Below are 25746 nucleotides of genomic sequence, written 5' to 3'. Positions count from 1 at the left end.
TTTTCAGACGGCCTGACTCATGCAGCTTATTCTTGCCCCCATGCAGGGGCTGGTGGACGATGTGATGCGCGACCTGTTGACGCGCATCGGCGGATTTGACGAATGCGTCAGCGAATTTGTCCGCATTACGCACACGGTCCACTCACGCGCCACTTGGCTTAAATATGTTCCCGAAATCGCCCATGCCAACCGCACGCCGGCCGGCACGCCCTGTACTGTCCAACTTTTGGGCAGCGATGCGGAAAACATGGCCGTCAATGCTTTGGAAGCCGTGCGTTTCGGTGCGGACAAAATCGACCTCAACTTCGGCTGCCCCGCGCCGACGGTCAACAAACACAAAGGCGGTGCGGTCTTGCTCAAAGAGCCAGACTTGATTTACCACATCGTCCACACCCTGCGCCAACGCCTGCCGCAACACATTCCGCTGACTGCCAAGATGCGGCTAGGTTATGAAGACAAAAGTCTGGCATTAGAATGCGCTTCTGCGATTGAAAACGGCGGTGCATGCGCGTTAACCGTCCACGCGCGCACCAAGGTCGAAGGCTACGAACCGCCGGCACATTGGGAATGGGTGCGCAAAATCCGCGATGCTGCCAATATTCCCGTTACCGCCAACGGTGATGTGTTCAACCTTCAAGACTATCTCGATATTAAAACCGTCAGCGGCTGCAACAGCGTGATGCTCGGGCGCGGCGCAGTTATCCGTCCCGACTTGGCGCGGCAAATCAAGCAATATGAAAACGGTGAAACAGTGAAAGACACCGACTTTGCCGAAGTCTCCTCATGGATAGTCCAGTTCTTCGACTTGTGCCTTGCCAAAGAAGCCAACAACAAATATCCGGTTGCCCGTTTGAAACAATGGCTGGGCATGATGAAAAAAGAGTTTGAACAGGCGCAGATATTGTTTGACCGCATCCGAACCGTCAAAGAAGCGGATGAAGTAAAACAGATTCTGCTGTCGTTTGAACAAGAGATGCATTCATGATTCAAAAAGGCCGTCTGAATTTCAGACGGCCTTTAATATGATTACTGACAGATATAATCAGCCAACAGTCTGCCTTTTTCCGCACTGGCTGCATTGGCCATATTCACATGCCTGGTCTCAGGGCCATTCTTAGATTTCAGGGCTTCGCCATATTTTCTGGCAAATTCTTTATTGGCACTGGTCACCCTTGACTCAGTGGAATCCAATATAAACCCGTCTTGCTCATATTTGCCTTGCGCAGTAATAATCAAGATATTTTCAGGTGAAGGATAATCCGGAAAATTAACATAGTTGGTAACCAGCTTGTAGGAAACGCCTTTGCCGTGTTTCATATCCTGACAGATACCGTTAGGCGCGGTAAAGACTGCATGGCCGATACGGCCGTGGCCGAAATCGTAAAAATCGATTCTCTTCGCAGAAGCCAATTGTTTTTTATCGTTGCCGTCATTGATATTTAATGACTTGCCGTTTACCAGAAACAGGGTTGGCAACAAGGGGCTGCCATGAGAGGCTTCCAAATTATATGCTTCGCCCAACAGCTTGCCCTGACGATACACAGTCAAGACAGGCTTTTTCAGACCATTTTCCGGATTGCCGGTTTTCTTAAAAGAAATCTTCTGAACCACATTGCCAAATTCATAATAAGGCCGCGACTGCACGCCTGTTTTCGTATCCTGCAGGGCGCTCCAGCTGCCGTCCGTCGTTTGGGCGCATGCAGTCACAGCAACAAACAGAATACCCGATAGTAAAACTTTAGAATGTTTCATTCATAAACTCCTTCTCAAGTAAACAAAAAAACGGATGTGTGCCTTTACTGCCTAATTTTGTTTCTTTATTAAAATTTTAGAACCATTGCACTAACTTAGCAAGGGATTAAAGAACAGGCCGTCTGAACATTCAGACGGCCTTGATTAAGCTCAAATTTTAAGAAGCCAAAACGCGGTGGAACAAAATCTCATTTTCCAAATGGATATGGTCTTTCAAATCATCCACCATCTCTTTGGCCAAAGTGTACAAACGGGTCCAGCTGCCGCAAGCGCCTTCGGGAAGCTCAAAATTGTTGGTCAATTCTTCCAAACGCGCGATGGCTTGGTCGTGTTCTTCATGCTCGTGCATCATCACGCTGATGGGCATTGCCGCGCCACGACCCACGCCCTGATTAATCATCGGGAACAACATTCGTTCCTCTTTCATCATGTGCATCAACAGCTCGTTTTGCATATAGGCCAACAAATCGGCCACTTCGGCAGGAAAAGTATCGGCATGAACCTGAGCCACTTTTTGCGCCAGCGGTACCAACTCTTCAAACTGGGCGCGGTGAACGTTGTGATAACGTTGCAGGATATGGTCAATCGTAGAATTGAAAGGTGCGGTTTCCCAAACGGTAAAGTCGGTCATGGCTGTGTTCCTTTAAAGATTTATATTGAATGAATGTTAGGCGTAAGGATACACGCTGCAAACGGCTTTGTATAGTTTTTTAATCGTTTAATTAATTGATAATAAAAGTTATTTTCAAAATTAAAATACCAAACAGGCCATCTGAAACATAAAGTCAAAGTTTCAGACGGCCTGAGACCTTTGCAAAATCCCCCAAAATCCCCTAAATTACCACCAAGACATTTAGGAGATTTTTCATGAGTACCTTCTTCCGGCAAACCGCACAAGCCATGATTGCCAAACACATCGACCGTTTCCCGCTATTGAAGTTGGATCAAGTGATTGACTGGCAACCGATCGAACAGTACCTGAACCGTCAAAGAATCCGTTACCTTCGAGACCACCGCGGTCGTCCCGCCTATCCACTGCTATCCATGTTCAAAGCCGTCCTGCTCGGACAATGGCACAGCCTCTCCGATCCCGAACTCGAACACAGCCTCATCACCCGCATCGACTTCAACCTGTTTTGCCGTTTCGACGAGTTGAGCATCCCCGATTACAGCACCTTATGCCGCTACCGCAACTGGCTGGCGCAAGACAACACCCTGTCCGAACTGCTGGAACTGATTAACCGCCAACTGACTGAAAAAGGCCTAAAAGTAGAGAAAGCATCCGCCGCCGTCGTTGACGCCACCATTATTCAGACCGCCGGCAGCAAACAACGCCAGGCCATAGAAGTCGATGAAGAAGGACAAGTCAGCGGCCAAACCACACCGAGTAAAGACAGCGATGCCCGTTGGATAAAGAAAAACGGTTTATACAGACTCGGTTACAAACAACATACCCGTACCGATGTGGAAGGCTATATCGAGAAACTGCATATTACCCCCGCCAATGCCCATGAGTGCAAACACCTGTCGCCGTTGTTGGAAGGACTGCCCGAAGGTACGACCGTCTATGCCGACAAAGGCTACGACAGTACGGAAAACCGGCAATATCTGGAAGAACATCGGTTGCAGGACGGCATTATGCGCAAAGCCCACCGTAACCGTCCGCTGACGGAAGCGCAAACCAAACGTAACCGATATTTGTCAAAGACCCGTTATGTGGTCGAACAAAGCTTCGGCACGCTGCACCGTAAGTTCCGCTATGCCCGGGCAGCCTATTTTGGTCTGCTCAAAGTGAGTGCACAAAGCCACCTGAAGGCTATGTGTTTGAACCTATTGAAAGCCGCCAATAGGCTAAGTGCGCCTGTAGCTGCCTAAAAGGCGGCCGGATGCCTGATTAATCAGGTATCCAAGGGGGATTAAGGGGGTATTTGAGTAGAATCAGTGGATATTTGAAACAAAAACAGCCGAAAACCTGTGTTTGGATTTCGGCTGTTGGGGGAAAGGAATTTTGCAAAGGTCTCGGCCTGTCCTTTTCTTAAATAATCCAACGATATAACGCCATCATGACCGGCATGGTTACCACACAAAGCAAGGTTGTCAGCCCATAAATCGCGCTGGCTTTTTGGGCATTTTTACCGTAAACAACCGCCATTTGGGTAACCGTCGCAGCGGCAGGCGAAGTCGTTGCCAAAAAGCTGATTAAAACAACCGTATCCGCATGCGCATCATGATGGGCAAAACCACAGACTTTGACGGCAAAAAGCAATAATATCGGAATCAAAATCAACCTTAAAAAAGCAACGAGATAAAGCCTCGGCGTCCACACAATCGAACGCAACGGCAAGGAAGCCAAAAGCATGCCCGCCACCAACATGGCAACCGGGCCAATCATACTGCCCACCGTCGCCAAAGTATTATCGACAATGTGCGGCAGCTTGATTTGAAAGGCAAACATCATCAGCCCAACCAACATGGATAAGATGTTGATATTGGTAAAAATAGTTTTCCAAGCCACATTGCCTTGGCCGCAAATCAACAGGCGCAGATGCGTCCAAAACAAAAACGTCTGCACCAAGATAAAACCAGTGGTGTAAATCACCCATTCCGCACCAAATACCGACATTACCAAAGGGATAATCAGGTTGCCCGAATTACTGTACACCGTCGCTGCGTGTTCGAGTGCATCGAGTTTGAACAAGTGTTTAAACAACCTGCCCAGAACAATCAACACCACATGGAAAAACACCGCCAGCATGACGGAAAGCTTCAACCCTTCGATAATCTGCGGCGTATTGTCCATCTGAAAAGCGTGAATCATGACGGACGGGCTGATCAGGTAAAGCGCGATAACGGAGAGCGTGTAGCTGTTTTCCGATTTCAACAGCCCTGCCTTCACCAAGGCCACGCCCATCAAAACAATCAGCGTCAGCTCGGTAATTTTTCCGGCAAGCAGGAAAGAGGTTTCCATAATAAAAAAAGCGGTAAAAACGTTGATTTTACGCTTCTACCGCTTCGCATGCCAAATTCAGACGGCCTCAACATTCAAGGCCATCTGAAATTTTCTACCACAGATAGGTTACGCTGGCTCCACCGCCTGCACCACCCTTAGATGCGCCGACAGCCGAACCTTTCACCAGCCATTTGCCGCTGGCGGATACTTTCGATACTCCGACAGCAAAACCGGTCTTTCCGCGCCAAACGCCGCTGCCAATGGATACCGCACCCTGTCCCGGCTGATAAGCTTGTCCCAGATTACCCACCGCAATCGCAGCGGCAGAGCCGGCATCCGCACGGTCTTCCAGTTTTTTCATTTCTACGCGTGTTTCAGCGCGTATCTGATTGATTTGAGCGGCTACTGCCGACTCTTTTTGCTGACTGTCGGCCTGCCATCTTTCCGCAAGCCTTTTGACCTGAGCCACATTTACCGCATCCGTATCCTGAGTACCGGCAGCCACATGGGTAATTTGACGGCTGTCCTTTTCATTGCCAACCGAAACCGCGCCCAATGTCGATTTCCATGCCTTTTCTTCAGATTGACTTGCCGACTGTGTCGCAAAATCATAGCCTGCCTGACCTGCAGCCAAATCTGCGATGCTTTGCGCACCCAGAGCCACCGCTTTCTCGGCTTTACCTTTGGCTTGGAAACCGAGTGCCAAAGATTTCTCTTCCAAAGCCGATGCACCGCCACCGACTGCCGTACCACCTTCTTTACGCACGCTGGAGCTGGTGCCGACAGCCAAACCATTCAAGGCCGTGGCGGAAGACTCGACACCCAAAGCTACACTGTTTACGGCATTCGATACCGCACGCGTACCAACCGCCACTGCTTGATAACCTTCTGCTTCAGCAGCCGATGCCAGCGCAAGTGATTGAGTTCCACGTGCTTTAGCTCGATCACCTAAGGCCGTCGCGCTGAGCGCATCCGCCTCACTATCTCTGCCGATAGCTACTGCATCAATATTACTTGCCTGAGCGCCATTACCTACCGCAACGGCACGCAAAGCCGAAGCCTTGGACAGCAGACCGACTGCAACGGATTGACCGCCAGAAGCAGCCGCTGCGCCACCGACTGCTACATCATTTGTTCCCTTGGCATGGGCCCGAAAGCCAACCGCCACCGACCGCAATGCCTCCGCTTTGGATTCGCCACCCAAAGCAGTTGCGCTCAAACCGGAAGCGGCAGAATCATAACCCAAAGCCACCGCCTTATAGCCATTTGCTTTAGCCTTGTCGCCAACTGCAGCGGCATTTTCGCCCGATACGGATTCCTTACCGACAGCCAAAGAACCCATCTTGTGCATGGTTCCAGCAACAATACCTCCGTCCGCATACGCAGTACCGAAAAAAAGCGCTAAAGCCAAACACAAAGGACTGAGCGATACATTCAGTTTCATCTTTATATTCTCCATTTTTTAAATATTAAAAATATCTCGCTCAATCGAATTAATACTTTTGAACTAGTTATATTGTATATATTTTTATTCTTATATTAAATAGTTTGGATAAATATTTTGATTTGTGTCATAAATTTCAAACATCCTGGCAAATGTTCCTGGCCATCTTTCTAAACAACCATCAGTTTCAGACAGCCTGAAGCCTTTTTCCAACAACCCGACATAATTTGCCCTACCGCAAAGCAAATCAATATAAATCTGTCCGTATATCCGCTATAATCAGCCATTTTCTTCAAACAGGAAACATCATGTCCCCCAGCCGTTTCAATCAAACGGGCCCCAAAATCGGCCTGAGCGTACGCCTTGCAGAAACCCAAGCTGAAATCGAAGCCGCCCAAAGATTGCGCTATCAGGTTTTTGCCCAAGAGTTGGGTGCGGAAATCGAAAGCGATGACGGCCGCGATGTCGATCCTTATGATGAACATTGCCACCATCTGCTCGCCTTCGACGATGCAACGGGCGAAGTTATCGGCTGCTACCGCCTGATTACCGAAGAAACCGCAAAAAAAGTCGGCGGCTGGTACAGCGAGCATGAATTTAACCTTGAGCCTTTGAAAGACATCCTGCCGCAAACCGTCGAACTCGGCCGCGCCTGTACCCACCCGGACTACCGCAACGGCGGCTTGGTCATGCTGTTGTGGACCGGTTTGGTCAAATTCATGAAAGACGAAAACCTGCGCTTTATGATTGGTTGCGGCAGTATCGAAATGCGTGACGGCGGCAACGATGCGGCCGGCCTGTATCATGCTTTGAAAGACAAATACCTCGCTCCGGCACAATGGTGTGTCAAACCGCTCAACCCGCTCAAATGGGACAGCATCACGCCGTCTGAAAATCCGCCTGTACCCGCCCTGATCAAAGGCTATCTCAAAGCAGGCGCGTGGTTCTGCGGCGAGCCTTGCGTCGATGAAGCATTCAACTGCGCGGATGTGCTGATCATGATGGACATCAACCACCTTTCCGACCGCTACTTGCAGCGTTTTGCCCCTAAAACCGATTCATAATAAAAGGCCGTCTGAAACTTCAGACGGCCTGCCTAATCTTTATAAAAACACACACAATGACCGCCAAAATCCGTTTTATCTTCCGTCTCCTCTGCATTGCCGGCTGCCTTTTGTACGGCATGGCCGAAATGTTTTTTCTGTTTCCCTTTTACAGCAGCAAACGCAAACTGCGCGCGATCCAATTATGGTCGCTGCGCGTGCTCGCTTCCTGCGGTATGAAACTGCAAACTTTCGGCACGCCGCCGCAAGAAGGCCGCGGCCAGATGCTTATCAGTAACCATATTTCATGGTTGGACATTATGGCGGTCAACGGTACTTTCCCCGGCCGTTTTGTGGCTAAAGACGATGTGGCCAAATGGCCTGTGGTCGGTTATCTCGCCACACAGGCGCAAACGGTTTACGTTTCGCGCAACCGCGGCATCAAAGGCAATTCCGCCAAAATCGCCGGCGTGACCGAGGCACTGAAAAACGGCGATACCGTCACCATTTTCCCCGAAGGCACCAGTACCGAAGGCCGTGAAATCCTGCCGTTCAAACCCAGCTTTTTTCAGACAGCCTATGATGCAGGCGTACCGATTATTCCGGCACTCTGCCGCTACCCGAATCCAGATGGCAGCAGCCCCAATCCGCACACTGCCTACTACGGCGACATCAGCCTCTGGCAATCCATCTGCATGGTCATCAGCCAGCCTTCCAGCACGGTCGAGCTGCATTTCCTCGATCCGATTGAAGCAGGAGAAGACCGCTACGCTACTGCGCTTCAAGTACACGCCCTGTTAAGCGAAAAGCAAAAACAGCTGGGCTGATCAAAAAAAGGCCGTCTGAATGTTCAGACGGCCTTTTCCATTATCTTATGCCTTAAGATGAATATTGAACCGAATCGCTACCGCTTTTCTTTTGAATAAATTCAATTTTGTAGCCGTCCGGATCTTCAACAAACGCAATCACAGTCGTGCCGTGTTTCATCGGACCGGCTTCGCGTACCACTTTACCGCCCATTTCTTTGACACGTTCACACGCCGCATAAGCATCATCGACTTCAATCGCGATGTGGCCGTAAGCATTGCCCAAGTCGTAAGACTCGGTATCCCAGTTGTGGGTCAGTTCCAAAACAGTATGGTCCGCCTCATCGCCATAACCGACAAAAGCCAAAGTAAAACGGCCTTCGGGATAATCGCGGCGGCGCAGCAGTTGCATGTTCAATACGTTTTGATAGAAATCCAAAGAGCGTTCGAGATTGCCGACACGCAGCATAGTATGAAGCAAGCGCATGATTTTGTTCCTTTCTGAATTATGTTTGGTCATGGATTATAACACATCGGGCATTTGCCCCCTCATCTTAGAAAATGCCGATACATACACCGTGTAGAAATGAAGCGTATCCTCTATCGCCATTTGAATTTCATGTATTAACAAGCACACCGACTGACTAAATTGCTATAATCGCCACACTTACAACACAACACTTCAAACCGTCATGAAAACCTTTGTTCTTCCAGATACCCGCCCTTATCCGCAGAGCCCTATCAAAAACTACCTTCTGCTCAATGCCTATCAGCTGGCGCACAACTCCTCCTCCGCATCACGAAAACTTTCAGCCGGCCAACTGCAAACCGAAATCCGCACCATGCTCAGCCAAAACCATTACATCAACCTTTCATTAGCGATGACCATGGCACCCGATGTCGGCACTTACACCAGCCTGATTCAAAGCGTAGGCGAAGTCCTGAAGGCAGAAAACGATAACGAAGCCCAATGGTTTGCCCTGCCTGTCGTTTTGGTTGCTGGTTGCAAAAAAGAACAAACCCTGCCGCTCACGCTGCCTACCGAAGCCCTCTTCTCCTGCCTGCAAAACTACCCCAACCTGCGTGCCCTCACGCAAAACACGCAATGGCTGCCTTACCTCGTCCAATCTACCGACTTGAGCAGCGTTACCCCGGGCGAGTGGTTCCAAGCTAAGCAAAACGATGAAGCGGCAGGCGCATTCCTGCAAAAATTCGAATACAAACCATTGACGCTGCCCGAAGGTCAATCCGTCCATGTTGTTTACGCGCTGGGCTACGGTGATAAAAGCATTCAGACTGCCTTGGGCCTTAACCTGCAACAGGCAGGTCTGCCACTGATGCAGGTTTGGCAAGAGCATCTCGCCCTCGACGGCGTTACCCTCTTCACCAACCCGCTCTCGCCCAATACGCCGCTTGACGCGCTGACCGAAGGCAGCCATACCCGCCAACGCATGGCCATGGACGTTTTTGCCACCAACGCCATCCGCGCCATCCGTATGCAAAGCCCGCGCGTCGGCGTTGTTGCCGCAGCCAAGGCGGACGGCAAGCTCCAGTTTAGCTTCAATGCGACCGACAGCGCGTTTGAAATCGTTCCACAGACCTTCACTTGGGAGCTGGCCTCAACCGACAATATCGCCATCGTTCAGCAAAACTTCCTCGACCTGATGGCAGAATGCCGAATCGAGCACCTCTACCTGCTGCACAACCCATTGGGCGAAAACGAGAACATCCCGACTTATGCCCAAGCGTTGAAACTAGAAGGTCATAATCCTTTCTTCAGCAATGTAAACTAAATTGAAAATGCAACACGCAAAGGCCGTCTGAAAACGGTTTAGCGTGTTGCATTGATTTTCAAACCTTACCGCTCATTTTCACGCATATGAAAACCCACAAAATCCTTTTCGTCTGCCTCGGCAACATCTGTCGTTCCCCCATGGCCGAATACGTCCTGCGCCACCGCGCCCGCGAAGCAGGCATGGGCAATGCCGTCATTACAGCCAGCGCAGGCACATCAGGCTGGCACGACGGAGAAGACATGCACGAAGGCACGCGCCGCGCGCTCAAGCAACATGGCATCGACCCGTCAGGCTTTACCAGCAGCAAAATCAAACCCAGCGATGCCGATCATTTCGACTACATTATCGTGATGGACGACAACAACCTCAGAGAAACCGAAAAGCAGCTCGGCTTCCACCCCGGCAAAATCTTCAAACTGACCGACCTTATCCCTGATTCAGGTTACAACCACGTTCCCGATCCGTGGTACACAGGCGACTTTGACGAAACCTACCGTCTGGTCGATGCCGGCAGTTTGGCCTTGTTGGAAAAACTGAAACAGGCTTAAACCGGCTGGAACAATAAAAGGCCGTCTGAACAGGTATTTGCAAAAGCTATGCTTTCGTGATGACCCATTCAGACGGCCTTTATTGATATCCGCATCAACCTACACGATAAAACGCCAGACTGCCCAATAAGTTCGGAAGATATTTGACCTGTCGGTTGCCCGTCATGACCGCACGCTCAAGCACGCGGATTTTGTTTTTGGCACACAACAAATCAAAGTCTTTGAGGGTACACCAATGGATATTGGGCGTATCGTACCAATGATACGGCATCCGCTCGGAAACCGGCATATGGCCGCCAACGGCGATTTGAAAGCGGTTGCGCCAGTAGCCGAAGTTAGGGAAGCTGACAATAGCCTGTTTGGCCACGCGCATCAGGCAGCGCAGGATTTTTTCCGTGTTCTGCATGGCTTGAATGGTTTGGCTCAAGACAATCACATCAAAACTTTGATCACCAAAAGCCACCAAACCTTCTTCCAAATCGGCTTGAATGACGTTCACACCGCGGGATATGGCGGCAATCACGCTGTCGGTATCTATTTCAACGCCGTAGCCGGTGCAATTTTTATGTTCCACCAACGCAGCCAACAGCTCGCCGTCACCGCAGCCTAAATCGAGTACGCGGCTGCCTTCGGGTATCCAATCGTAAATGAGTTGCAAATCGTCGCGCAGATTCATTTTTGGCAGTCCTTGTAAACGTTGTTCATATAAGCGGCAACCGCGCGGATATAGGCTTCATCTTCCATCAAGAAAGCATCGTGGCCGTGATTGGATTTGACTTCAATGTACTGCACGGATTTTTGCGCGGCAATTAATGCCTTGACCAATTCATGCGAACGTTGCGGCGAGAAGCGCCAGTCGGTGCTGAAGCTGGCAACAAAAAACTTGGCCTGCACATTCTCCACGGCGCGCGTGAGGTTGTGGCCGTAATCGGCGGCCGGGTCGAAGTAGTCGAGTGCCTTAGTCATCAGCAGATAAGTATTGGCATCGAAACGGCCGACAAACTTGTCGCCCTGATAACGCAGATAAGATTCCACTTCAAATTCAACGCCGTAACCATACTGGTAGCCGTCTGATTTTAAATCGCGGCCAAATTTTTTACCCAAGCCGTCTTCGGCAAGATAGGTAATGTGCCCCATCATGCGCGCGATACGCAAACCGCGTGAAGGAACGGTATGATGGCTGCGGTAATTTCCCTCATGAAAATCGGGATCGGTCAAAATGGCTTGACGGGCAACATCGTTAAACGCGATGTTTTGAGTGGAAAGTTTAGGCGCAGAAGCGATGACGAGCGCGTGGGCAACGCGTTCAGGCAAAGAAATCGTCCATTGCAATGCCTGCATACCGCCCAAGCTGCCGCCGACAATAGCCGCCCATTTTTGAATGCCGAGGTAATCGGCAAGCATGGATTGGGACTTCACCCAGTCTTTGACGGTTACAACCGGAAAATCCGCGCCATATTCGCGGCCGGTTTCAGGATTTTCGGACAAAGGGCCGGTACTGCCGTCGCAGCCGCCCAAGTTGTTCAAACCGACAACGAAAAAGCGGTCGGTATCAATAGGTTTGCCGGGGCCGACCATATTGTCCCACCAGCCGGCGTATTTATCCTCCGCACTGTGCTTGCCGGCAACGTGATGATTGCCTGACAGGGCGTGGCAGATAAGGACAGCATTGCTTTTGTCGACATTGAGTGTGCCGTAGGTTTCAATCATCAGGTCGAAACGAGGTAAGGTTTTGCCGTTTTCCAGAGCAAGTGGTGTGTCAAACGGGATTTTCTGGGGCGTTACAATGCCCACTGAGGCATTTGTTGTCATTTGTAATTTCCAAGTGAAGCGGCAAAAGGGGTATTATAACGTTTCGTTTTTGTTTTGTGCATGAGGCTTCAGACGGCCTGCCCTGATTAAAGGCAATATTTTTGGGAGAATGTGGAATGATAGGCAGGCTTTTGCGATTTTTTTTCTTTTGCGCCATAGCGGCATTGATTGTGAACCGTTTGTTCAGCTGCAAACAAAAGCGCACCATTCGTGAAATCGCCAAAATCAGCGCGTGGGTATTGCTGGGCGCAGCGGCGGCTACGCTGTTTTGGTATCTGATGATGCTGTTTTTCAAGCATATTCCCAATTCTTATTGAAATAAAATATAAAAGGCCGTCTGAAAACCTTAATCCAGCGTTTTCAGACGGCCTTTTGATGTTCAAACTTAAAACAACTCTTCCGGAATCTTGCAAACCGGAATCGGATTGACTTTGTGCTGCATGGCTTTGTGCAATCGGGTATAGATTGCCAAAACTTCGCGCTGTCTGCCCTCAAAATCTTCAGGCTTGTGACTGTCGTACACGCTCATCGCCCATTCGAGTTCTGGATAAGATGCGCCCATTTGCTCTTCATCGGTACGCTCGGTATCCCAAAGTCCGTCCGTCGGTACGGCTTTTTGAATGTCTTCCGATACGTCCAGTTCGGCTGCCAGCGCGTACACTTGAGTTTTGGTCAAATCGGCAATCGGGCTGATGTCCACGCCGCCGTCGCCGTATTTGGTGAAGAAACCGACGCCGAAATCTTCAATTTTGTTGCCTGTCCCCGCCACCAGCAAACCATGCAGCTGGCCGTAATAATAAAGCGTCGTCATGCGCAGGCGGCTGCGTGCATTGGCAAGTGCTAGCTGTTTGTTGGGAAATTCGGTTTCGCTGACATCAACGGTATCGGCAAACGTATCGAAAGTTTGGGTCAAGTCGACACTTTGCGCTTTCACATTGGGATAACGCTGTTTCAGACGGCCCATGTGTTCTTGCGCGCGGTTGACTTGGTCGGCTTTCTGACGAATCGGCATTTCCAACAACAAAACCGACAAACCGGTTTGCGCAGCAAGTGTGGAAACCACGGCAGAATCGATGCCGCCGGATACGCCGACGACAAAACCTTTGGCACGCGCCTGCTCGGCGTAATCTTTGAGCCATTGAACAATATGGCGGATGATGGCTTGGGTTTGCATAGGGATAAATGTTCGCTTCAAATAAAACGAATGATAGCCTGATTTGCACTTGTCTGAAAGACGACAGGGTATAATGCCCTTTTTATTTCTTGCACGCACACCATGTCCAAACCCATCCTTCTGCGCTGGCTCGTTGTCTGCCTGATTCCGCTCGCCACCCTTTTGTGGTTTGCCCTCAACCCGCCCGAAGACAAAACGCAACACCTCATCAACGGCATCATCCTTGCCTGCGAAGCCACGTTCCTATTCAAATTCGTCCTCTTTGACGTCATCAAACACCACCTCAAACAAGAGCCTGAATTGAAACGGCAAAACATTTGGATGTTTATCCCGATTGTTTTGCTGATTGTTTATTTGTTCCACTATTTCGGCGCATTCTGATGTTTTCAGACGGCCTTGGGCATATTTTTCCATGAACACCACCCCACCTTATACCTGCTGGATTTTCTGCAACGTCATCGACAACTTCGGCGACATCGGCGTTTCATGGCGGCTGGCGCGTGTTTTGCAACGCGAACTCGGCTGGCAAGTGCATTTGTGGACAGACGACTTTCCGTCCCTTCAGGCACTCTGCCCTGACTTGGCCTCGATTCCCAATATCCATCAAGGCATCGGCATTCACGCTTGGCAAGCCGACCATGCCGAAGATACCGATACAGCCCCTACCCCCGACATCGTCATCGAAACCTTCGCCTGCGAACTGCCCGACAACGTTCAATCCATCATCCGCCGACACCAACCACTTTGGCTTAATTGGGAATACCTCAGCGCGGAAGACAGCAACGAGAGGCTGCACTTAATGCCCTCGCCCCAAGCCGGCGGCATACAAAAATATTTTTGGTTTATGGGTTTCAGCGAAAAAAGCGGCGGCCTGCTGCGCGAACGCGATTACGCCGAATCTGCCGGATTTGATACGGAAGCCTTACGCCGACAACTCAAACTTCTCGCAAAAAATGCGCCCGAATGGCTGCTTTTCGGCTATCAAAACGATATTTGGGCGAAATGGCTGACCATGTGGCAACAGGCCGGCCAACCCATTACCCTACTGCTTGCAGGTACACAAATCATCGCCAGCCTGAAAAACAGCGGCCTAGTGCCGCAAAACGCCCTGCTTGAAGACGGCGATGTGTATCAGAGCGAACACGTTACCCTGATCAAAATCCCTTTTGTCCCCCAACAGGATTTCGACAAACTGCTCAACCTTGCCGACGGCGCCGTCATACGCGGCGAAGACAGCTTTGTTCGCGCCCAACTTGCCGGAAAGCCTTTCTTTTGGCACATCTATCCGCAAGAAGAAAATATCCATCTCGACAAACTGCACGCGTTTTGGGACAAAGCGCATCAGGTTTATCCGGATGTTGTCGCCACGGCACACCGCCGCCTTTCCGACGAACTCAACAACGGAGAAGCACTCAGCGACAGCCAGCGCCTGCAGGCATGGCAAACCCTGACTGCACACCAAAATGAATGGCGGCAAAGCGCGGCAAAATGGCGGGATGGACTTTTTGCTCAAAAAAGTGCCGTTGAAAAACTTGCCGCCTTTATTTCAAAGCACAAAAAAATACGCTAAAATAGCGCGTTTTATTACAACCGATTTGATTGGAAAACTACAATGAAAACAGCACAAGAACTGCGCGCCGGCAACGTATTCATGGTCGGCAACGATCCTATGGTCGTTCAAAAAACCGAATACATCAAAGGCGGCCGCTCTTCCGCCAAAGTCAGCATGAAACTGAAAAACCTGCTGACCGGTGCCGCTTCTGAAACCATTTACAAAGCCGACGACAAATTCGACGTCGTTATCCTGTCCCGCAAAAACTGTACTTATAGCTACTTTGCCGATCCTATGTACGTCTTCATGGACGAAGAATTCAACCAATACGAAATCGAAGCCGACAACATCGGCGACGCGTTGAAATTCATCGTTGACGGTATGGAAGACCAATGCGAAGTTACTTTCTACGAAGGCAACCCAATCTCCGTAGAATTGCCTACCATCATCGTTCGCGAAGTTGAATACACCGAGCCTGCCGTTAAAGGCGATACCTCCGGTAAAGTGATGAAAACCGCGCGTCTGGTCGGCGGCACTGAAATCCAAGTGATGTCTTATATCGAAAACGGTGACAAAATCGAAATCGATACCCGTACCGGCGAATTCCGCAAACGTGCTTAATCAGCCCGTAACACAAAAAGGCTGTCTGAATATTCAGACGGCCTTTTTATCAATCTACCTTATTGTTTCTTCAAGCCCTTGGCTGCAACAGTCGCAATCGTACCGTCAATGCCTTTGCTCTTAATCAGCTCGCCAAATTGGTTGCGGTATACCGTTACCAAGCTGGTACCGTCCACGCGGATATTGTAAATCTTATACGCACCGCCACTTTGGTAAAGCTGGTAGGCCACTTCATACTTGGTGCCTTTTTTGGTCTGAATTTCCGAGAAAACGTCAAACTTATTGCCGTTTGCCGTCATCTTCGGCAACAGGCGTACATTCGCATCCGCCGCACCAATCAGTGCAGAATGCGAGTACATCGCAATCACCATGTCTTTGAATGCACGGATAAAATCAGTTTTCTGTTTGGCAGAAAATTCACGCCATGGCGCGCCGACAGCCAAAGCCGAAATACGTTCATAATCCAAATAACGGTTGGCATACTGCTCAACCTGTTTCACACGTTGCGCTTCTGTCAAAGAAGTATTGCGTGCAATTTTCAACACAGCATCAATATTCTGCTGCATCTGCTTTTGCGCAGGATGCGTTTCCGCCGCCACATAGGGCGCGGCAATCACCATCGGCGCGGCCACAATCAAAGTCTGAAGAAAACGGTTCATGACGATATCCATCCAAAATAAAACCGCATTTTAAAAACAATCTATTCCAAAAAACTTAATTCTTTGTAAAAGCAGTCATGAGCAATGAAAAATCCTGCAATCAAATTTCAGACGGCCTGATAAAAATAAGATAACATGTGAACGCTATTTTAAAAGGAAAAAGCCATGCCTTACGTCAACATCAAAGTAACCGGCGGCAACGAAGCCCCAAGTGCAGAGCAAAAAGCCGAATTAATCCGCGGCGTAACCGAATTACTCTCACGCGTTCTCAACAAAAACCCTGAGACAACCGTCGTCGTCATTGACGAAATCGATATGGACAACTGGGGCATAGGCGGCAAAAGCGTGACGGTTCACCGCGCCGAAGCGCACAATAAGTAAGCTTTGGCCGTCTGAAACTCTTTTAATTTACCCGCAAAAAGAGTACATTTATCCCATTGTCTACAATTTTACGGAACACACATCATGGAGAAATTCCCCAAATCATCAAAACTGGACCACGTTTGCTACGACATCCGCGGCCCGGTTCATAAAAAAGCCCTGCAACTGGAAGAAGAAGGCAACAAAATCCTCAAGCTCAATATCGGCAACCCTGCCCCGTTCGGCTTTGAAGCGCCTGATGAAATTTTGGTTGACGTTATCCGCAATCTGCCCACTTCTCAAGGCTATTGCGACTCCAAAGGTCTTTATTCCGCACGCAAAGCCATCGTTCATTACTATCAAACCAAAGGACTGCTCGACGTTACCGTCAACGACGTTTACATTGGCAACGGCGTGTCCGAGCTGATTACCATGTCCATGCAGGCATTGCTCAACGACGGCGATGAAATCCTAATTCCTGCGCCTGATTATCCACTGTGGACCGCCGCCGCAACACTGGCCGGCGGCAATGTGCGTCATTATTTGTGTGACGAAGAAAACGACTGGTTCCCGAATCTGGCCGATATAGAAGCCAAAATTACGCCGAAAACCAAAGCCATCGTCGTCATCAACCCCAACAACCCGACCGGCGCGGTGTACAGCAAAGAAGTCCTGCTGGAAATTGCCGAACTGGCACGTAAACACGGCCTGATTATTTTTGCCGATGAAATTTACGACAAAATTCTTTACGACGACGCCGTACACCATCACATTGCCGCCCTCGCCCCCGACTTGCTGACCATTACTTTTAACGGCCTCTCCAAAGCCTACCGCGTCGCCGGTTTCCGCCAAGGTTGGATGGTGCTCAACGGTCCGAAACATCATGCCAAGGGCTATATCGAAGGCCTCGATATGCTCTCCTCCATGCGTCTGTGTGCCAATACACCGATGCAACACGCCATTCAGACGGCCTTGGGCGGCTATCAAAGCATCAACGAGTTTATCCTGCCCGGCGGCCGCCTGTTGGAACAACGCAATAAGGCATGGGAGCTGATCAACCAAATCCCCGGTGTTTCCTGCGTCAAACCAATGGGCGCGATGTATATGTTCCCAAAAATCGATACCGAAATGTACGGCATTCATGACGACATGAAATTCGTCTACGATTTGCTCGTGCGTGAAAAAGTCTTGTTCGTCCAAGGCACAGGCTTCAACTGGATACGACCCGACCACTTCCGTATCGTTACCCTGCCGCCCGTTCATCAAATCGAAGAAGCCATGGACAAACTCAAACGCTTCTTACAAAACTACCATCAATAAACCTAAACCAAACAGGCCGTCTGAAAAAGCAAACTGCTGTTCAGACGGCCTTTTCAATCAATCGGCAACTTGGCAAAGCACGCTGACATGCGTATAATCGACTTTTCCTATCTGGGGGCGATCTTGGTTTCGACGGGGGTTGCAAAGCAGATGCGGGCATACCGGGGTCTCAGATTCCCCGTAAAACACTGAATTTAAATAGTCGCAAACGACGAAACTTACGCACTGGCCGCTTAAGGCCTGCCGTTGCAGCAGTTGGTCAATGGGCTGTGTAGCGCAAGCTACCGCAACGTCATTCTACATTGACTGGTTTTCTGTCGGGTTACTTGGTAGGAAACGAGATTTAAGGTAACTGGTTCTCTGAAGGCCTGTTGGTCGGCATGATGGGGACGAGATTCTAAATAGACACAACTAAGTATGTAGAACGCTCTGTAGAGGACTTTCGGACGGGGGTTCGATTCCCCCCGCCTCCACCAGATTTAAAGCGCAAACTTTTGATATAAAAAGGTTTGCGCTTTTTTATAAACTTAAACAGGCCGTCTGAAACTTTTCAGACGGCCTGAGACCTTTGCAAAATTCCTTCCTCCCCCGATAACCGAAACCCCAATACAGGTTTTCGGCTGTTTTTGTCTCAAACATCTGAGCGAAAAAACTTTTTCTTTCGATACATTCCCAATAGTGCTTTAAAAAAATTTCAGCCTCACATTTTTCTATCGGATTTCATATTCATTTTACGATGAGGTCTAACCGTTACACTCAATGGCAGATGATCTGACAAATGCTGCCAGTCTTTACTGTTGTGGATTTCAGAATCGATGACATCAAGATTGCGCGTGTAAATCCGGTCGAGGCTGAGGATGGGTAGGCGCGAGGGGAAGGTTTTGGGGCGTTTGCCTGTATTATCGACAAATACTTCGTTCAAATCTAATGCACTGCCCAGCTCACGCGCTGATTTCTGCCGCCAGTCATTGAAATCTCCGGCGATAATCAACGGGCTTTCCGGACGAATATATCGACTAACGTAGTCGCTGATGGCACGGTATTGTTTGAGGCGGTCCGGCTCGCGCAAGTTGAGGTGGACGCACAAACACACCAGCGGGTCTTCCCAACCTTCGGGCACGACCTCGCAATGCAACAGGCCACGCTGTTCGAGTTTGTTGACGCTGATGTTGAGGTTGTTTTCCGTTTTCAGCGGTAGGCGGCTGAGAATGGCGTTGCCGTGGTGTCGTTTGGGATAGACGGCATTTTTGCCGTAGCTGCGATGATAATCGAGGCTGTCGCCGATGATATCGTAATGCGGCGCATCGGGAAAGTCGGTACGACGGCTTCTGTTGAGATGTTGTCCTTGGACTTCTTGTAAAAACAAAACATCCGAACCCAATGCACCCAGCGCGTCAGCCATACGGTTGACCTGCACTTTGCGGTTGAGCGCAGACATGCCTTTGTGCATATTGTAGGAAGTAATGGTAACTGGACGGGGAGACATGATGTGTGATGAAGCGGTTTATTTGTTTTAGTATAGCACCGGAACGTGTGGTTTTACGGCAATTTTGGTTATACTTGTTTAAAGAATAAAACGGCGTTTTGACAGGGAGTTTCCCAATCAAAACGCCTTCTATTTTTCAGACGGCCTTGCGTCCGAATCAGTTGTTGATTACTTCAACATTGGTCTCAAAAGTAACAGTATGTTGGTATTTAGATGCGGTTTTGCGTTTCGGATAAGGATATTTGGAAACGCTTTTCACTGCGCGTTCGTCCATTTCAGGATTGCCGCTGGATTGAATGATATTCACGCGGTCGACATTACCGGCAGGAGTTGTGAAGACATCCATCAAAACGGTTTTAACGCTGCCGTTTTGCGCTTTCATGGCTTCCAGAGTTTCGGTATCGGCTGCTTGTGCGGTACCGAATACAGCGGCAAACAACAAGGCTGAGGCGAGGAGTTTAGTCGTTTTCATGTTTTATCCTTATTAGGGTTGTGGTTAGGTTAAATATTTCAGACGGCCTGATTGATCGTTATTTGAAATTCAAAATCGGCCAACCTTTTGCTTTGGCTTCTTTTTCCAGCTCGGCATCCGGATTGACGGCAACAGGTTCGTCCACAATACGCAACAAAGGCAAATCGTTTTTGGAGTCGCTGTAAAAATAAACTTTACCGTAGCTTTCAAATGTCTCGCCACGCTCGGCAAGCCATTGGTTCAATCGGGTAATTTTGCCTTCTTTCAGGCTGGGCGTACCGACATAGTTGCCGGTATATCGGCCGTCTTCACCGGTTTCAAGCTGTGTGCCGATGACGTTGTGAATACCGAAAAGATGGCAGATTGGAGTAATGATGAACTCGTTGGTCGAAGAAATAACCAACATTTCGTCGCCTGCCATTTGATGGCTTTGCACCAACATACGCTGCATCGGAGAAATGTGAGGAACAATATATTCGGCCATAAACTCGCGATGAAACTCAGCCAATTCTTCCTTGCTGAATCGGGCCAAAGGCGCGAGATGGAATTTGAGAAAGGCATCGATATCAAGACAACCGTTTTGATAGTCTTGGTAAAACTTTTCATTTTGCGCCTCGGTTTCGGCCGCATCGACTATGCCTTTTTTAATCAGGTATTGCGGCCAGGAGTGATCCGAATCGGTATTAATTAAGGTATTATCGAGGTCGAAAATGGCAAGGTTTTTCATTGGGTTTCCTGTTGTTTTAAAAGCTGGCGCAAAAGCGGCAAAGTAATGCGCTTGCCCATCATAACGGCGTAGTTGTCGAGGGTATCGAGCATTTGCATCAGGCTGTCCATATCGCGCCGCCAATGGTTCAGCAGGTATTCGAAGATTTCCGGATCGATGGTTACCTGACGGGCGGCGGCCATGCTGACGAGCGCATCGATTTTTTCTTGGTCGGTCAGCGGTTTGACTTCGTAAACCAAGCAATATGCCATGCGTGTGCGCAGGTCTTCACGGATAACGAGCTGCGGCGGCGTATATTCGGAACTCAAAAGCAAAAAGCCTTTGCCGCTGTTGCGGAAGCGGTTGAAAATGGCAAACAGTAAAGCCTGTTCTTCATTATTAAGCTTTTCGATTTGATCAATGGCGAGATATTCCGCATCCAGCGCGGCTTCTGTCAGCGACGTGGCAGCGGCATCAATATAGAGGGCATTTCGTCCGGCATCAAGCGCCTGGGCAACCCATGCCTGCAAGAGATGGCTTTTGCCTGCGCCCTCTTCGCCCCACACATAGATAAATTGCCCATGTTTGTGCTGCAACACATACACCAGCTCGGCATTTTCTGTTCCCAGAAATTTGTCGAAGCCGGGATAATCATGGCTGGCAAAATCGAAGATGAGCTGGTTCACAAAGGCGCACCGGTTAGATTGAAATCGGCTTCATTTTACGTTGTTTTGCCGTCCACCATCAAGGATAAAGGCCGTCTGAAGCCTATACCTGCAACATATCTGCACTTCTAAACATATCTTGACGCGCTTACGGCATTGGTTTTATTCCGCTTTGGTTTTACAATGTCGAACTTCTCGCCGAAACATTTGTCTGTTCTTTTTCAGACGGCCTTTTTATTTGGGGAACCCTAGTGATTTCTACCCTTATTGATTTCATCCTCCATATCGACCAACACCTTGTCCACCTTTCCTCTCAATACGGCCCGTGGATTTACGCGATTTTGTTTGTTGTGATTTTCTGCGAAACCGGTTTGGTCGTAACGCCATTTTTACCCGGCGACTCGCTGCTGTTTGCTGCAGGCGGTATTGCGGCCATCGGCGGCATGAATATCCACGTCATGGTATTACTGCTCTTAGCGGCCGCCATTTTAGGCGATGTGGCCAACTTTATGATCGGCAAGTATTTTGGACAAAAACTGTTTGCCAATCCTGATTCCAAAATTTTCCGCCGTTCGTATTTGGAAAAAACCCATGCGTTTTATGAAAAACACGGCGGGAAAACCATCATCATTGCCCGCTTTGTGCCGATTGTGCGGACGTTTGCGCCATTTGTCGCCGGTATGGGCGATATGCACTACGCGACGTTTATCCGTTACAACATTATCGGCGCAGTGTTGTGGGTATTGTCGTTTTCCTATGCAGGCTACTTCTTCGCCAATATCCCCATCGTCAAAAACAATCTGGGCTTAGTCATGGCGGCAATCATCGTAATTTCGATTTTACCTGCAGTAGTTGAAGTCATTCGTGCCAAACTTAACGCCGAAAAATAACAATCAATCGAAAAGTTTGAAAGTTTAAACACATCAAGGAATTGTCATGCCGTTGTTGTCTATTGAGTTTGCGGTATTCTTTATCGTATTTTTGCCGCTGTACTGGGCATTTGCACGTTTGCCGAAAGTTCAAAACATTTTACTTTTGGTTGCCGGGCTAGGCTGGCTTTACCGTATCGACCCTATTTTTGCCGCGCTGATTTTGGTTTACTCGTCTGTGGTTTACCTGATCAGCGTACTGATGTTTTCTGAAAACGAGCATATCCGCAAATTTTGGCTGGGTTGCGGTATTTTGGCGGCATTGACTGTTTTGTGTTTCTTCAAATACTTCGACTTTTTCCGCCCGATTATTCAGCAATATACAGGACAAAGCGCCGTCATCGACATCCTTTTGCCTCTGGGCTTGTCTTATTACACTTTCCAATCGCTGGCTTACTTGGTGTATTGCTACCGTGAGCCTAAGGGAGAGCGTTTTGAATGGCACGAGCTCCTACTGCATCTGAGCTTCTTCCCCACCATCACATCCGGCCCGATTATCCGTGCAGCCGCTTTTAAAAGCATAGACGGCGAACAAGCGGGCGCATTGACGCAAATCCGCACCAAACAGGCACGCCAACTGATTTATCCAGCTTTGGCGGTAGGCCTGATTGTGTTGGGCATTGCCAAAAAATGGTGGCTTGCCGGCGTATTGGCGGAAGGCTGGGTATCGCCTGTTTTTGAAAATCCGGCCCAGTTCGACGGCTGGGGCGTGTTGTCTGCGATTTATGGCTACACCTTCCAACTCTTTTTCGACTTTTCCGGCTACTCGGATTTGGTCATCGGCTTGGCCATGCTGCTCGGCTTCCAACTGCCGAAAAACTTTGCCGCGCCGCTTCGCGCCATCAACATCCGCGACTTCTGGGACAGATGGCATATCAGCCTGTCCACTTGGATTCGCGACTATATCTATATCCCTTTGGGCGGCAGCAAAAAAGGCTTCGGCCGCACCCAGCTCAATCTGATGATTGCTATGTTGCTTTCCGGCATTTGGCATGGCTATGGCTGGAGCTTTTTAATTTGGGGCGCGCTGCACGGTGCGGCGTTGGTGTTCCTTAACTGCGGCGATAAAATCGTCGGCCGCAATGCCTTAGGCCGTCTGAAAATCGGCAAACCGCTTGCCTGGCTGTTTACTTTCCATTTCGTTTGTTTCGCTTTTGTCGTGTTCAACAGCGCAACGCTTGCCGATACGGAAATGCTGTTCAGCGCATTATTTGCCAATGACAAAGGTTGGAACGCGCCTCTGCCGACCGACCTCATGTTGCTGGGTGCATTTGCGATGATGCTTTTGCTGTACCCGTATTTGCTTCGCTTATTTGAAGCATCGGTAAAAGGCTTGGACAAACTGCCTGCATGGCTGTGGTTTATCCCCATCACGCTTATCCTCGCCCTGATTATCGTCTTCGCCCCGTCCGGCATTCCCGGCTTTATTTACGCCAACTTCTAAGGAGCAGAACATGAAACGCTTTATCTCCCTGTTTGTTTCGATTCTGCTCAGTGCGGTTGCGCTGACGTGGTTTGCCCAAAATTCCATCAATGCCTATTGGCAGCAGACCTATCATGAAAACAGCCCGCTTGAGCCTTTATCCGAATACGCTTGGTGGCGTATCGGTGCGGATTGGCAACAAAAAGCTTACGAATTTTCAGACGGCCTGAAAGCTTCTCTGGAAACAGAAGACGCTTTGGCTTCGGAAGACTCTGGCATTGAAACAACAAGGCCGTCTGAAAATACGGAAAACATTGAAGTATCGGACAATCAAAAAGAGCCTGCCGCTTCTGATGCGACTAACAATACAGATACCACAGCCAGCGAGCCAAGCAATCAGGCTGATCAGTCGGCAACGCAGGTTGTATTGAAAAAAGGCAACAAAGTTTTCTTTGCCGGCGACTCGCTGATGCAGGGCGTTGCACCTTTCGTACAAAAGCACCTCAAGCAAGAATATGGCGTACAATCGGTCAACCTCAGCAAACAAAGTACCGGTTTGTCCTACCCCAATTTCTTTGACTGGCCGAAAACCATCGAACAAACTTTGCAAAAAGAACCTGACATCCGCGTTTTGGTTGTATTCTTAGGCCCTAACGACCCTTGGGATTTCCCGATGGGTAAAAAATACCTGAAGTTCGCTTCCCCCGAATGGGAGGCAGAATACCTCAACCGCGTCCGCCGTATTCTTGATGCAGCCTCCACACATGATGTCCAAGTCATTTGGCTGGGCATTCCTTACATGAAAAAAGCCAAGCTCAACGAACAGATGCGCTACCTCGACAAAATCCTGTCGGGTACGGTGTCGCCTCAAGCTATTTGGCTGCCGACCGACAAACTGTTGAGCAATGGCGCAGAAGAATATGCCGACTCTGTCAAAGTAGATGGAAAAATCATCCGTTACCGCAGCAAGGACGGCATTCACTTTTCCGCAGAAGGCCAAAAACTATTGGCCGGGAAAATTATAGAAAAAATTAATTTTACGCACGATACACAACCATGAAATATAATAAAACCTTACTCCTCACGCTTCTCGCACTCCCTATTACCGCCTGCGCAACCAATGACGGCCTGTTAAGCAACTACGGCTCCAACCACCCTGCTTGGCTGAACAAACTGCAACAGCTCAACCATACTTCAGACGGCAAATTCCGCATTATCCAAGTCGGCGACTCCCACACCGCCGGCGACTATTTCACCGACCGCCTGCGCCGCCGTTTACAACAACAATGGGGCAACGGCGGCATCGGTTGGGTTTATCCCAACACCGTCAAAGGCCAGCGCATGGCAACCGTCCGTTACAACGGCAGCGGTTGGAACACCATCAGCAGCCGCAAATCACACAGCGATTTTTCTTTCGGCGGTATTGAAGCACGCGCCGATGGCGGCAGCGTTACCTTAAGCGCAGCCGACGGCAACATGGATATGCAACAAATCTCCATTTTCGGCAAACCGGTTTGGTCCGAGCAAACCCTGACCGTCAACGGCCACGAAATCCCTGCCACACAAAACGGTTGGCAACTGCTGCGTACCAATGCTTCCCTACCGATGACCCTCAGCAGCAGCATGCCTTGGCAAATCGGTTTCATTAATATCGAACGCCCCGGACGCGGCGTAACCGTTTCCGCCATGGGCATCAACGGCGCGCAGTTATCCCAATGGTCAAAATGGCGGCCGGGCATGTGGGAAGATTTGGCACAAACCAAAGCCGATTTAATCATCCTTGCCTACGGTACCAATGAAGCCTTTTCCGGCAATCTCGATATTTCCTCTACCGAACGGACATGGCGCAATTACATCCGTCAAATCAAAAATACCTTGCCCAACGCAGGTATCCTGATCCTCGGCGCTCCAGAATCTTTGAAAACCGCCTACGGCAGCTGCGGCAACCGTCCGGTCTTGCTCAGCGAAGTACAACAAATGCAGCAACGCGTTGCCCGTGACGAAAAAATCATGTTCTGGTCTTGGCAAGATGCAATGGGGGGCGCATGCAGCATGAAAAGCTGGATGGCTCAAGGCTTGGCAGCCAAAGACGGCGTTCACTTCTCTGCACAAGGTTACGAAACTGCAGCCGATAAGCTTGCCGACAGCCTGATCCGCTTTGCTCAATAAATTAGCCAAAGCCTAAGTACTTTTCATTAACAGTACACAAAAGGCCGTCTGAAATTAAT

General features: G+C 49.5%; 29 protein-coding genes and 1 other RNA gene. 17 read left to right on the top strand and 13 right to left on the bottom strand.

Annotated features, from left to right (window positions below; genetic code table 11):
- The first annotated feature begins 19 nt into the window (after positions 1-19).
- Entirely contained in the window at positions 20-985 is a 966-nt protein-coding gene (locus tag ACTHRE_RS00950; RefSeq protein WP_377073005.1) for a tRNA dihydrouridine synthase, read from the top strand.
- Between the two features lie 41 nt (positions 986-1026).
- On the opposite strand, the gene ACTHRE_RS00945 is transcribed toward ACTHRE_RS00950, so the two are convergent.
- Positions 1027-1752 carry a hypothetical protein gene (locus tag ACTHRE_RS00945; RefSeq protein WP_377073006.1) on the bottom strand — a complete coding sequence of 242 codons (726 nt, stop codon included), beginning with the start codon at positions 1750-1752 and terminating at the stop codon, positions 1027-1029.
- A gap of 157 nt (positions 1753-1909) precedes the next feature.
- On the bottom strand, positions 1910-2383 hold the full coding sequence (dnrN, locus tag ACTHRE_RS00940) for an iron-sulfur cluster repair protein DnrN (RefSeq protein WP_377073008.1): 474 nt from the start codon (positions 2381-2383) through the stop codon (positions 1910-1912).
- 236 nt (positions 2384-2619) lie between these two features.
- On the opposite strand from dnrN, the gene ACTHRE_RS00935 reads away from it, so the two are divergent.
- The gene (locus tag ACTHRE_RS00935; RefSeq protein ID WP_377073010.1) at positions 2620-3627 is read left to right on the top strand and encodes an IS5 family transposase; all 1008 of its coding nucleotides are present in this window, start codon (positions 2620-2622) and stop codon (positions 3625-3627) included.
- 160 nt (positions 3628-3787) lie between these two features.
- On the opposite strand, the gene ACTHRE_RS00930 is transcribed toward ACTHRE_RS00935, so the two are convergent.
- The gene (locus ACTHRE_RS00930) at positions 3788-4720 is read right to left on the bottom strand and encodes an AEC family transporter (RefSeq protein ID WP_377073012.1); all 933 of its coding nucleotides are present in this window, start codon (positions 4718-4720) and stop codon (positions 3788-3790) included.
- 94 nt (positions 4721-4814) lie between these two features.
- The gene (locus ACTHRE_RS00925) at positions 4815-6146 is read right to left on the bottom strand and encodes a YadA-like family protein (protein WP_377073014.1); all 1332 of its coding nucleotides are present in this window, start codon (positions 6144-6146) and stop codon (positions 4815-4817) included.
- 308 nt (positions 6147-6454) lie between these two features.
- Between ACTHRE_RS00925 and ACTHRE_RS00920 the strand changes: the two genes are divergently transcribed.
- Both ACTHRE_RS00920 and ACTHRE_RS00915 read left to right on the top strand, forming a co-directional pair.
- Positions 6455-7210, top strand: a complete 756-nt coding sequence (locus ACTHRE_RS00920; RefSeq protein ID WP_107867562.1) for a GNAT family N-acetyltransferase — start codon at positions 6455-6457, stop codon at positions 7208-7210.
- A gap of 56 nt (positions 7211-7266) precedes the next feature.
- Complete coding sequence (locus ACTHRE_RS00915; RefSeq protein ID WP_377073016.1) at positions 7267-8016, top strand: lysophospholipid acyltransferase family protein; 750 nt, start codon at positions 7267-7269, stop codon at positions 8014-8016.
- A 52-nt stretch (positions 8017-8068) separates the two neighbouring features.
- Here ACTHRE_RS00915 and gloA read toward each other — a convergent pair whose 3' ends face one another.
- On the bottom strand, positions 8069-8482 hold the full coding sequence (gene gloA, locus ACTHRE_RS00910; RefSeq protein ID WP_295848185.1) for a lactoylglutathione lyase: 414 nt from the start codon (positions 8480-8482) through the stop codon (positions 8069-8071).
- Between the two features lie 205 nt (positions 8483-8687).
- Here gloA and ACTHRE_RS00905 point away from each other — a divergent pair, with 205 nt between their 5' ends.
- Entirely contained in the window at positions 8688-9788 is a 1101-nt protein-coding gene (locus tag ACTHRE_RS00905; RefSeq protein ID WP_377073018.1) for a conjugal transfer protein, read from the top strand.
- An 86-nt stretch (positions 9789-9874) separates the two neighbouring features.
- Positions 9875-10339, top strand: coding sequence for a low molecular weight protein-tyrosine-phosphatase (locus ACTHRE_RS00900; RefSeq protein ID WP_070608359.1), 465 nt, complete (start codon positions 9875-9877; stop codon positions 10337-10339).
- Positions 10340-10433: 94 nt separating this feature from the next.
- Here ACTHRE_RS00900 and metW read toward each other — a convergent pair whose 3' ends face one another.
- Positions 10434-11015, bottom strand: a complete 582-nt coding sequence (metW, locus tag ACTHRE_RS00895; RefSeq protein WP_254321842.1) for a methionine biosynthesis protein MetW — start codon at positions 11013-11015, stop codon at positions 10434-10436.
- Positions 11012-12151 (bottom strand): homoserine O-succinyltransferase MetX, encoded by a 1140-nt coding sequence (gene metX / locus ACTHRE_RS00890; protein WP_377073021.1) that lies wholly within the window; start codon positions 12149-12151, stop codon positions 11012-11014. Before metX ends, metW begins: the two co-directional genes overlap by 4 nt.
- Positions 12152-12267: 116 nt before the next feature.
- Between metX and ACTHRE_RS00885 the strand changes: the two genes are divergently transcribed.
- A complete protein-coding gene (locus tag ACTHRE_RS00885; protein ID WP_137040909.1) occupies positions 12268-12468 on the top strand; it encodes a protein MIGRI in 201 nt (66 codons plus the stop codon).
- Between the two features lie 68 nt (positions 12469-12536).
- On the opposite strand, the gene nadE is transcribed toward ACTHRE_RS00885, so the two are convergent.
- A complete protein-coding gene (gene nadE, locus ACTHRE_RS00880; protein WP_063068766.1) occupies positions 12537-13325 on the bottom strand; it encodes an NAD(+) synthase in 789 nt (262 codons plus the stop codon).
- A gap of 102 nt (positions 13326-13427) precedes the next feature.
- Between nadE and ACTHRE_RS00875 the strand changes: the two genes are divergently transcribed.
- The 3 genes from ACTHRE_RS00875 to efp are packed head-to-tail and all read left to right on the top strand — an operon-like array spanning position 13428 to position 15498.
- Positions 13428-13706, top strand: coding sequence for a hypothetical protein (locus ACTHRE_RS00875; protein ID WP_377073023.1), 279 nt, complete (start codon positions 13428-13430; stop codon positions 13704-13706).
- Between the two features lie 31 nt (positions 13707-13737).
- Entirely contained in the window at positions 13738-14895 is a 1158-nt protein-coding gene (earP, locus tag ACTHRE_RS00870; protein WP_377073025.1) for an elongation factor P maturation arginine rhamnosyltransferase EarP, read from the top strand.
- Positions 14896-14937: 42 nt separating this feature from the next.
- Complete coding sequence (efp, locus tag ACTHRE_RS00865) at positions 14938-15498, top strand: elongation factor P (protein WP_002213793.1); 561 nt, start codon at positions 14938-14940, stop codon at positions 15496-15498.
- A 59-nt stretch (positions 15499-15557) separates the two neighbouring features.
- Here the strand turns inward: efp and ACTHRE_RS00860 are convergent, their stop codons facing one another.
- On the bottom strand, positions 15558-16157 hold the full coding sequence (locus tag ACTHRE_RS00860; RefSeq protein ID WP_039862173.1) for an MlaC/ttg2D family ABC transporter substrate-binding protein: 600 nt from the start codon (positions 16155-16157) through the stop codon (positions 15558-15560).
- Positions 16158-16322: 165 nt separating this feature from the next.
- Here ACTHRE_RS00860 and ACTHRE_RS00855 point away from each other — a divergent pair, with 165 nt between their 5' ends.
- The 3 genes from ACTHRE_RS00855 (at position 16323) to ssrA (ending at position 18313) form a co-directional block, all read left to right on the top strand.
- Positions 16323-16538, top strand: a complete 216-nt coding sequence (locus ACTHRE_RS00855; RefSeq protein ID WP_377073026.1) for a tautomerase family protein — start codon at positions 16323-16325, stop codon at positions 16536-16538.
- Positions 16539-16622: 84 nt separating this feature from the next.
- Positions 16623-17837 (top strand): pyridoxal phosphate-dependent aminotransferase, encoded by a 1215-nt coding sequence (locus tag ACTHRE_RS00850; RefSeq protein WP_377073028.1) that lies wholly within the window; start codon positions 16623-16625, stop codon positions 17835-17837.
- A 113-nt stretch (positions 17838-17950) separates the two neighbouring features.
- Positions 17951-18313: a transfer-messenger RNA gene (gene ssrA / locus ACTHRE_RS00845) on the top strand.
- Positions 18314-18537: 224 nt separating this feature from the next.
- Here the strand turns inward: ssrA and ACTHRE_RS00840 are convergent.
- The 4 genes from ACTHRE_RS00840 to hda form a co-directional block, all read right to left on the bottom strand.
- Positions 18538-19323 (bottom strand): endonuclease/exonuclease/phosphatase family protein, encoded by a 786-nt coding sequence (locus tag ACTHRE_RS00840; RefSeq protein WP_107867552.1) that lies wholly within the window; start codon positions 19321-19323, stop codon positions 18538-18540.
- Between the two features lie 157 nt (positions 19324-19480).
- Positions 19481-19795 (bottom strand): TonB family protein, encoded by a 315-nt coding sequence (locus tag ACTHRE_RS00835; RefSeq protein WP_003747161.1) that lies wholly within the window; start codon positions 19793-19795, stop codon positions 19481-19483.
- Between the two features lie 58 nt (positions 19796-19853).
- On the bottom strand, positions 19854-20522 hold the full coding sequence (locus tag ACTHRE_RS00830) for an HAD family hydrolase (RefSeq protein ID WP_070646826.1): 669 nt from the start codon (positions 20520-20522) through the stop codon (positions 19854-19856).
- On the bottom strand, positions 20519-21187 hold the full coding sequence (hda, locus tag ACTHRE_RS00825) for a DnaA regulatory inactivator Hda (protein WP_377073031.1): 669 nt from the start codon (positions 21185-21187) through the stop codon (positions 20519-20521). Before hda ends, ACTHRE_RS00830 begins: the two co-directional genes overlap by 4 nt.
- A 230-nt stretch (positions 21188-21417) precedes the next feature.
- Between hda and ACTHRE_RS00820 the strand changes: the two genes are divergently transcribed.
- Genes ACTHRE_RS00820 through ACTHRE_RS00805 form a run of 4 tightly spaced genes read left to right on the top strand, consistent with a single transcriptional unit; the run spans position 21418 to position 25687 of the window.
- Complete coding sequence (locus ACTHRE_RS00820) at positions 21418-22056, top strand: DedA family protein (RefSeq protein WP_440344771.1); 639 nt, start codon at positions 21418-21420, stop codon at positions 22054-22056.
- Positions 22057-22102: 46 nt separating this feature from the next.
- Positions 22103-23539, top strand: coding sequence for an MBOAT family O-acyltransferase (locus tag ACTHRE_RS00815; RefSeq protein ID WP_377073035.1), 1437 nt, complete (start codon positions 22103-22105; stop codon positions 23537-23539).
- 10 nt (positions 23540-23549) lie between these two features.
- Positions 23550-24578, top strand: a complete 1029-nt coding sequence (gene patB, locus ACTHRE_RS00810) for a peptidoglycan O-acetyltransferase PatB (protein ID WP_377073037.1) — start codon at positions 23550-23552, stop codon at positions 24576-24578.
- A complete protein-coding gene (locus ACTHRE_RS00805; RefSeq protein ID WP_377073038.1) occupies positions 24575-25687 on the top strand; it encodes an SGNH/GDSL hydrolase family protein in 1113 nt (370 codons plus the stop codon). The genes patB and ACTHRE_RS00805 overlap by 4 nt, the downstream gene beginning before the upstream one ends.
- The last annotated feature ends 59 nt before the right edge of the window (positions 25688-25746 follow it).

It is taken from the genome of Neisseria sp. P0001.S007 (genome assembly GCF_051963655.1).
Taxonomy (GTDB): Bacteria; Pseudomonadota; Gammaproteobacteria; order Burkholderiales; family Neisseriaceae; genus Neisseria; species Neisseria subflava_A.
The sequence above is the reverse complement of the archived record's forward strand: the minus strand, read 5'-3'. Positions and strand labels throughout refer to the sequence as shown.